This is a genomic window from Streptomyces sp. NPDC006624 (assembly GCF_040611555.1).
Classification (GTDB): Bacteria; Actinomycetota; Actinomycetes; order Streptomycetales; family Streptomycetaceae; genus Streptomyces.
Genome location: NZ_JBEXOM010000098.1, coordinates 1 through 1,094 on the forward strand (window position 1 = coordinate 1; position 1,094 = coordinate 1,094).

A 1,094-nucleotide genomic window follows, 5' to 3' on the forward strand; every position below is an offset into this window, starting at 1 on the left:
GCCTGTCCGACACCGATCCGGATCCGGCCGCGCTGGGCTTGAACGAGCGCCATCTGGCTTACGTGATCTACACCTCCGGCTCCACCGGCAAGCCCAAGGGCGTGCTGGTTGAGCACGCCGGGCTTGCGCATTACCTGGATTGGGCGTGGCAGTACTACGCTGAGCGCGCGCCGATCGGTTCGGTGGTGTCCTCGCCGGTGGCCTTCGACGCCACCGTCACCAGCGTCTACCTGCCGCTGATCGGCGGCGGCGCGGCGCATCTGCTGCGCGAGGGCGACGAGCTCGCGGGCCTGGGGCAGTGGATCGTCGCGGCCGCGCCGGGGCAGCTGATCAAGATCACGCCCTCGCATTTGCGCGCGCTCGGCGAGCGCCTGGAAACGCTGGGCCAGCGCTGCGCCGGCCAGTTGTTCGTGGTCGGCGGCGAAGCGCTGCCGGCGGCGATGGTGCGCAAGTGGTATGCGCGCCTGCCGTGGGCGCGGCTGCACAATCTCTACGGCCCCACCGAGGCGACGCTGGACGTGACCGCCTGGGCCTGTCCGCCCGATTTCGACGGCGATGCGGTGCCGATCGGCCGGCCGTTCGACAACAACCAGGTCTACGTGCTCGACGGCCGCGGCCAGCCGGTGCCCACCGGCGCGATCGGCGAGCTGCACCTGGGCGGCGTCGGCATCGCGCGCGGCTATCTCAACCGCGCCGAACTGACCGCCGAGCGCTTCGTCCACGATCCCTTCCACGGCGATGCGGACGCGCGCATGTACCGCACCGGCGACCTGACGCGCTGGTCGCCGGACGGCGAACTGCTGTACCTGGGCCGCAACGACCATCAGATCAAGATCCGCGGTTTCCGGGTCGAGCTGGGCGAGATCGAGGCGCGGCTGTGCGCGCTGGCGGGCGTACGCGAAGCGGCGGTGACGCTGCACGAGCCGGCCGGCGGCGAAGCGCTGCTGGCGGCGTACCTGGTCGCCGGCGGCGAAATCGGCGACGAAGCCGCATGGGTGCTGGAGTGCAAGCGTCAGCTGGCGCGCGAGCTGACCGGCTACATGATGCCGTCGGCGTTCGTGGTACTGGATCGTTTGCCGATGACGCCCAACGGC

General features: G+C 70.8%; 1 protein-coding gene. It reads left to right on the forward strand.

The features are described from left to right. A partial coding sequence (locus ABZY20_RS37425) for an amino acid adenylation domain-containing protein (RefSeq protein WP_356448025.1) occupies window positions 1–1,094 on the forward strand: 1,094 nt, incomplete at both ends.